Origin of the sequence: Collimonas sp. (assembly GCF_035566555.1) — a bacterium.
In the GTDB taxonomy this organism is placed as follows: domain Bacteria; phylum Pseudomonadota; class Gammaproteobacteria; order Burkholderiales; family Burkholderiaceae_D; genus Collimonas.
In genome coordinates this window covers 25,072-32,234 of record NZ_DATMRB010000158.1, presented here as the reverse complement: position 1 = coordinate 32,234, position 7,163 = coordinate 25,072, and the positions used below count along the sequence as shown (strand labels likewise).

The following is a 7,163-nucleotide window of genomic DNA, read 5'->3' as shown; positions in this document are numbered from 1 at the left end:
AGGATGGAATGCGTTGCGCCAGCATCAGGTCGCCTTTCAGCTTCAACTTGCCGCTCATGAAGGCCATGGCGCCATTGAGCTCGCCTTTCAGCAACGCCTTCAGGTCCTCATCCGCCATCGTCAGCGCGACGTCGGGCGCATCGACCACGCCTTCGTGCGCTGTGCATTTGCCGTGATCGATAAGCAAATACATCGGCTGCGAGATATCGAACTGGATACTGTTCTTCATGTTCAACGCGGCGGCGGTATCCAGCGCGCTCGGCATGAGTTTGATGATGTCGTTTACGGTCATTTCTTTATCCTCAGTTTGTTTTAAAAATTCTGCTGTCATTTTCCGCCATAGGCAAGCCGCGCGCAGCCCGTCATTCCCATCCGACCGCGCTGCGCACCTGCAGTTCCCGCTCCATCAGGCCGGCATAGCGCTTTTCTACCTCGCTACGCTTGACCTTCATGGTCGGCGTCATCAAGCCGTTGTCTATGCTCCAGGCATCTTTCAGCACCACGCATTTGGCGATCTTTTCGTGCGGCTCCAGCGTCGCATTGACCGCCGCCATATCATCGATCAGTCCCTGCTCCACTGCGGCCCGCGGCTTGCTGCGCGCCGCCGCGGTCAGGGTCACCGCCATCACCGGCTGGTTCATGCCGTTGCCGATGAACAGCAGGTTTTCGACATCGGTATTACGCGCCAGCGAACATTCGATGGGCGCCGGCGCCACGTATTTTCCCTTGGCGGTCTTGAAGATGTCTTTCACGCGGCCGGTAATATACAGGTAACCGTCTTCATCCACCCGGCCTTGGTCGCCAGTGCGCAGATAGCCGTCGTCAGTGAATGCCGCGCGAGTGCTGTCCGGATCCTTGTAATAGCCCATCATCAGGCCTGGATGCTTGAACAGGATCTCGCCGTCGTCAGACAGTTTGAAACCGGCATTCTGCGGCGGCTTGCCGACCGAGCCGACCCGGTTCTGGTCCGGCAGGCAGGCGCTGGAATAGACCGAGGCTTCGGTCGGCGCATAGCCTTGCAGCACCGTCAGCCCGAGATTGCGCTGGTACCAGTCGAGCAGCGCGGCCGGTATCGGCGCCGCTCCGGACAGGCAGAAGCGCACATGCTGCAAACCGACCGCGACCCGGATCTTGCGCCGGACGATGCTGCGCAACAGGGGAATCTTCATCAGGCGATCCAGCTTCTGCTGCGGCATCTTGTGCAGGATCGCGGTCTGGATACGGCCATAGACCAGCGGCACGCCGAAGAAACGGGTAGGCGCGACCTGCGCCAGCTGCTCGCCCATCTTGTCGACGTTTTCAAGGAAGTGCACTTCGCCGCCGTTATAGCAGCTCGGCAGCGCAATCGCAAAACGCTCGAAGGCATGCGCCAGCGGCATGTAGGAAAAATAACGCTCCTGGCCGAGCGACGGCGCCAGGTTCATGATGCTGTAGACGGCAAACAGCACATTGCTGTAGCTGAGCATCACGCCTTTCGGCTTGCCGGTGGTGCCGGAGGTGTAGATCAGGGTCATCAGCGCCTCTGGCGCCGGCGCCCGATACTCCTCGATGGCCATGGGCGCGGTGGCGGCGACCAGTTCATCCCAAGTGAGCTGCCCGGCCGGCGCTTCCTGATAGGGAAAGGAAATGGTGCGTACCGAATCCGGGATCGCCCCGGTGAAATCGTCTGCGTCCGGCATCGGCCCCAGGAACACCGCCTTGGCTTCGCTATGCTCGAAGATATAACGGGTGGTGGCCGCAGCCTGTTTCGGATACATGCCGACGCTGACATGGCCGGCCATGGAAATCGCCAGGTCTGCCATGATCCAGTGCGCGGTATTGCGGCCAGAGATGCAGATGCGGCTGCCCGGTTCCCAGTGCATGGCCTTCAGCGCCGCCGCCATGCGCCTTACCTGGTCGCTGCCCTGCGCCCAGGTAGTGACTTTCCATTGTCCCAGAACGGGCTGGAACAGCCAGGGCGCATTGGGCTTGGCCGCGGCCCATTGCAACATCATTTGCACTGAATTCTTTTGTCCGTCCACGGGTGTCTCCTCGTGTGAAGTTCAGGAAATTACTGCTGGTTTTTATATTTTCTTTGGTCTTGCTCGATATCGCCTTGCTCTACATTCGTTTGTATCAGATCGCACCACTCGCCGCCAGGGCGGCCAGCTGTCTATCGTCAATGCCGGCCAGCCTGGCCAGCACGCTGGCGGTATCAGCGCCCAGAGCCGGACAAGCGCCGGCCGCCGCGACAGCAGTATCGCTGAAGAGGATCGGCAGATCGGACAAGGGCTTGCCGTCTTCCATCCGGATCAGGCCGCGGGCCCGCACCTGCGGATTGGCGAGTGCTTCTTGCGGGCTATAGATGCCGGACACGCAGCAATCGCGCTCCGCCAGCATCAACTCCCATTCATCGCGGCTGCGCGTCTTGAACAGATCGGCCAGCGCTTCGCGCAGAGCAGCACCATCGGCTCCGGGCGCCAGCGGCAAGGCGGCCAGGTCGGGCCGTTCGACTGCCTGGCAGAAATTGAAAAAGAATTTCGGTTCCAGCGCCGCCAGCGCCACATGCTTGCCGTCGGCGCAGGGATAGATGCTGTAATTCGGCAGGCCGCCGCTCAGTACATCGCTGCCGCGCGCCTTGCTCTCCCCCAGCGTGCGGATGGTGGCTAAGGAGAGCGCCTGCAATGCCAACGTGCCGTCCAGCATGCCGACGTCGACCAGCGTACCCTGTCCCGACGCGCGCGCGCCGATGACGGCGGCCAGGATGCCGAGGGCGCAGGTGAGCGCGCCGCCAGCCAGGTCTGCGCTTTGGAAATTCGACAATACCGGCGCGCCGTCGGCGGCGCCGGTCTGGTCCAGCACGCCGGCGTAGGCGCAATAATTCATGTCGTGGCCGGCACGGTCTTTATAGGGGCCGGTCTGGCCGTAACCGGTCAGCGCTGCGTACACCAGGCGCGGATTGATCTGCTTCAGAACCTGATAACCGCAGCCCAGCTTGTCCATCACGCCGGGCCGGAACGATTCGATCAGGACGTCCGCCTCGGCCGCCATCTGCTTGAGCAGCTCGACCGCTTGCGGCTGGCGCAGATCCAGGGTGACCGACTGCTTGCCGCGGTTGACCAGCGTGAACAGTTCCGGCGCCAGCAAGCGTGCGTAGTCGCCGCCCTGCGGTTCTTCCAGCTTGATCACCTCGGCCCCCAGCTGCGCCAGGTAGAAGCTGCAAAACGGACCGGGCAGCAAACGGGTCAGGTCGAGCACCCGGATACCGGACAGGAGCGGGTTAGCCATGGCTGTCAGGCTTGGGCTACTTGCTTTGGCCGAACGGCGAGTTGACGCCTTGCAGTATCGACATCAGCGATTCGCCGATGGTCTTGGGATAAGTTGCATCGCTGAAGTCGCCGATCTCGGCCCACTTCTCAGCCACCTCCTCCGGGCCGAAAGCCTGGCCCTGGAAATGATGGCCCTGGGTACGTTCCCAGCGCAGCTTGGCATGGAAGCCGGCGCCGACCTCGAACAGGCTGCCGCTTTCCTTGCAGCTGTCGTGGCACAGATAAGCCGCCAGCGGCGCGACGTATTCCGGCTTGAGCGCTTCCAGCATCTGCGGCGGCATCACCGTCTCGGAGATGCGCGAACCGGCCAGCGGCGCGATGGTGTTGACCAGCACGTTCTTGGAGGCGCCTTCGACAGCCAGCGTATTCGCCATGCCGATCAGGCCCATCTTGGCCATGCTGTAGTTGGCCTGGCCGAAGTTGCCGTAGATGCCGGCGGCCGAGGTGGTCATGACGATACGGCCGTAGCCCTTGTTGCGCATGTGCGGCCAGGCGGCGTGGGTGACGCGGAAAGCGCCCAGCACGTGGACGCGGTAGATCAGGTCCCAGTCGTCTTCGCTCATCTTGGCGAAGCTGCTGTCGCGCAGGATGCCGGCATTGTTGATAACGATGTCGATGCCGCCGAAATGATCGAGCGCAGTCTGCACGATCTGGCCGCCCGCTTCCACCGAGTCGTAATTGGCTACCGCCGTGCCGCCGGCGGCGACGATCTCCGCCACCACCTGGTCGGCAGCGGCGCTCGACTTGCCGCCGCCATGGACGTCGCCGCCGAGGTCGTTGACCACCACCTTGGCGCCGCGCGCTCCCAGCAGCAAGGCATGCACACGGCCGAGGCCATTGCCGGCGCCGGTGACAATCGCCACGCGGCCGTCATAGCGCAATTCATTTCGTAATTCATTTGCCATGATATCTATCTTTAAATAATTGAAAAACCGTATTCCGCCATCCTGGGATCAAATGGTGCGGGAAATAATCTCTTTCATGATTTCATTGGTGCCACCGTAGATGCGCTGGGCCCGTGCGTCGATGAAGGCGCGTGCAATCGGGTACTCCTGCATGAAACCATATCCGCCGTGCAGTTGCAAACATTGATCCAGAACCTTGCCCTGCAGATCCGAGCACCAGTACTTGGCGGCCGCCGCAGCGTCTACCTGCAGCTCGCCCTTGACCTCCAGCTCGACACAGCGGTCGACGAACACACGGGCAATCTGCAGTTCCGTCTTCATCTCGGCCAGCTTGAAGCGGGTATTCTGGAAGGACGAGACCGAACGGCCGAATGCCTGGCGCTCGCGGGTATATGCGATGGTAACGTCCAGCATGGCTTCCGCATTCGCCACCGAGGTGATGGCGATCAGCAGGCGTTCCCACGCCAGTTCCTGCATCAGCATGCTGAAACCGGCGCCGACCTCGCCGACGATATTCGACTTCGGCACGCGGACGTTATCAAAGAACAGCTCGCAGGTATCCTGCGCTTTCATGCCGATCTTCTTGAGCGGCCTGCCCTTGCTGAAACCGGGACGGTCAGCCTCGATCACCAGCAGCGACACATTCTTGGCGCCGCGCGCCTTGTCGCCCACCTTGAGCGCCACCACCACCATATCGCTGTTATAGCCGTTGGTGATGAAAATCTTGGAACCGTTGACGATGTAATCGTCGCCGTCTTCTATCGCGGTAGTCTGTATCGCCTGCAGGTCCGAGCCAGTGCCCGGTTCCGACATCGCAATCGCGGTGATCGCCGTGCCGGCCGCCATCTTCGGCAGCCAGGCCTGTTTCAGCTGTTCGCTACCGTAGCGCAGCAAATAAGGCGCCACGATGTCCGAATGCAGCGGCCAGCCGATGCCGGAAGCGTTAGTGCTGGCCAGCTCTTCCAGCACGATGGTGCTGAACTTGCGGTCGACGCCGGAACCGCCATAGTTTTCCGGCATGTTGGTGCAAAGGAAACCCAGTTCGCCGGCGCGCTGCCAGATATCGCGGTCGACAAAGCCCTGCTCTTCCCAGGCGGCGTGGCGCGGCAACACCTCGGCAGCGAGGAAACGGCGCAGGTTCTGGCGGAATTCTTCATGGTCGGCATTGAACAACTGACGCGGGATCATTGCATCTCCTGGTATTTTTATAATGTGTAATTTATTTTACACCTTGATCAATTCCTGATCAAAAAATTACCCGATCGATGGTATTTAAGGATTTATCGCTTGTCAATCTTAAAGCTAGTGCAGTACCTCAAGCAGATAGTAATAATTATTACACATTGGTCATGACTGAATCCTGGTTGTCATCCGCAGCGGCCGGCGCCGGACGGCATGCGCATGCCGGTTGTCATTGCTGGATGGTAAAACAAACATTGCGCCGCTCATAAAGTCACCTATAGAATCCGGCTTTAAAGAATCCCTAATCGTGACAAGAGCGGGGACAAGTCCACAAAGTCATGTGGTGGTCATAACGATTCGCTACCATCAAAAATTTTACGGGGGCCCCATGAAATTCAAATTCAACGCACTAGCCATCGCCTGTGCACTCGCCACTGTGAGCGTATCGGCACATGCCGTTACCGAGATCTCCTGGTGGCATTCGATGGCGGGCGCCCTCGGCGATCGCGTCAACGGCCTGGCCGACGAGTTCAACAAGAGCCAGACGGAATTCAAGGTAGTGCCTGTCTACAAAGGCGCCTACGATGAAGCGATGGCCGCGGCAACCGCCGCCTATCGCGCCGGCAACGCCCCCGACATCCTGCAGGTCTTCGAAGTCGGCACCGCCACCATGATGTATTCCAAGGGCGCCATCAAGCCGGTGTCGGAAGTCATGAAGCTGGCCGGCGAGCCCTTCGATCCGGCCGCTTACGTGCCGGCTATCGGCGGCTACTATGCGGCCCCGAAAGGCGCCGGCCTGCTGTCGCTGCCGTTCAACAGCTCGACCACGGTGATGTTCTATAACAAGGACATGTTCACCAAGGCCGGTCTCGATCCGAACAAGCCTCCAGTTACCTGGACCGAGCTGGCGGCCGACGCCGCCAAGCTGAAAGCCAGCGGCGCCAAATGCGGCTACACCACCACCTGGCAGTCGTGGGTGGAGCTGGAGTCGTTCTCGACCTGGCATAACGTCGAATTCGCATCGAAGAACAACGGCTTCGACGGACTGGATACCCGCCTGAAGTTCAACAGCCCGCTGCACGTCAAGCATATCGAGAACCTGGCCAACTGGGCCAAGCAAGGCTTGTTCACCTACGCCGGCCGCAAGGACGAGGCAACCTCGAAATTCTATTCCGGCGAATGCGGTCTGCTGACCGGCTCCTCATCCAGCTATGCGGATATTGCAAAGAATTCCAAGTTCAAATTTGGCATCGCTACCCTGCCGTACTACAACGATGTTCCGGGCGCGCCGCAGAACACCATGATCGGCGGCGCTTCGCTGTGGGTCATGGGCGGCAAGAAAACCGAGGACTACAAAGGTGTGGCCAAGTTCTTCAAATTCCTGTCCAAGCCGGAAGTGCAAGCCAAATGGCATCAGGAAACCGGCTATCTGCCGACCACCCTGGCGGCCTACGACATCACCCGCAAATCCGGTTTCTATGACCGCAATCCCGGCACCGACGTTCCAGTCAAGCAGATGATCACCAAGACCACCGACAAGTCGCGCGGCATCCGCCTCGGCAACATGCCGCAGATCCGCACCATCATCGACGAAGAACTGGAAAACGTCTGGACCGGCAAGATCACGGCCAAGCAGGCGCTGGACACCGCGGTGGAACGCGGCAATCTGCTGCTGGAACGTTTTGAGAAAACCAATAAATAAAGCAAGCTGATAGTTAGTCTTTCCTGTAGCACGTAGGGTGGGCATTTTTGCCCACCCTACCAATTG

General features: G+C 60.1%; 6 protein-coding genes. 1 reads left to right on the top strand and 5 read right to left on the bottom strand.

All coding sequences use genetic code 11. The features are described 5' to 3' along the window. The 5 genes from VNZ65_RS19530 to VNZ65_RS19510 form a co-directional block, all read right to left on the bottom strand. Nucleotides 1-292: SCP2 sterol-binding domain-containing protein (locus tag VNZ65_RS19530; RefSeq protein ID WP_325671975.1), on the bottom strand; the 292-nt coding region annotated here is incomplete at its 3' end. Between the two features lie 70 nt (nucleotides 293-362). Further along, nucleotides 363-2,021 (bottom strand): AMP-binding protein, encoded by a 1,659-nt coding sequence (locus VNZ65_RS19525; protein ID WP_325671973.1) that lies wholly within the window; start codon nucleotides 2,019-2,021, stop codon nucleotides 363-365. A 94-nt stretch (nucleotides 2,022-2,115) separates the two neighbouring features. Continuing rightward, on the bottom strand, nucleotides 2,116-3,267 hold the full coding sequence (locus VNZ65_RS19520) for a CaiB/BaiF CoA-transferase family protein (RefSeq protein WP_325671972.1): 1,152 nt from the start codon (nucleotides 3,265-3,267) through the stop codon (nucleotides 2,116-2,118). 16 nt (nucleotides 3,268-3,283) lie between these two features. Then, nucleotides 3,284-4,213 (bottom strand): SDR family oxidoreductase, encoded by a 930-nt coding sequence (locus VNZ65_RS19515; RefSeq protein ID WP_325671970.1) that lies wholly within the window; start codon nucleotides 4,211-4,213, stop codon nucleotides 3,284-3,286. A gap of 48 nt (nucleotides 4,214-4,261) precedes the next feature. Next, a complete protein-coding gene (locus VNZ65_RS19510) occupies nucleotides 4,262-5,401 on the bottom strand; it encodes an acyl-CoA dehydrogenase family protein (RefSeq protein WP_325671968.1) in 1,140 nt (379 codons plus the stop codon). Between the two features lie 382 nt (nucleotides 5,402-5,783). Here VNZ65_RS19510 and ugpB point away from each other — a divergent pair, with 382 nt between their 5' ends. Next, a complete protein-coding gene (gene ugpB, locus VNZ65_RS19505) occupies nucleotides 5,784-7,097 on the top strand; it encodes a sn-glycerol-3-phosphate ABC transporter substrate-binding protein UgpB (protein WP_325671966.1) in 1,314 nt (437 codons plus the stop codon). The last annotated feature ends 66 nt before the right edge of the window (nucleotides 7,098-7,163 follow it).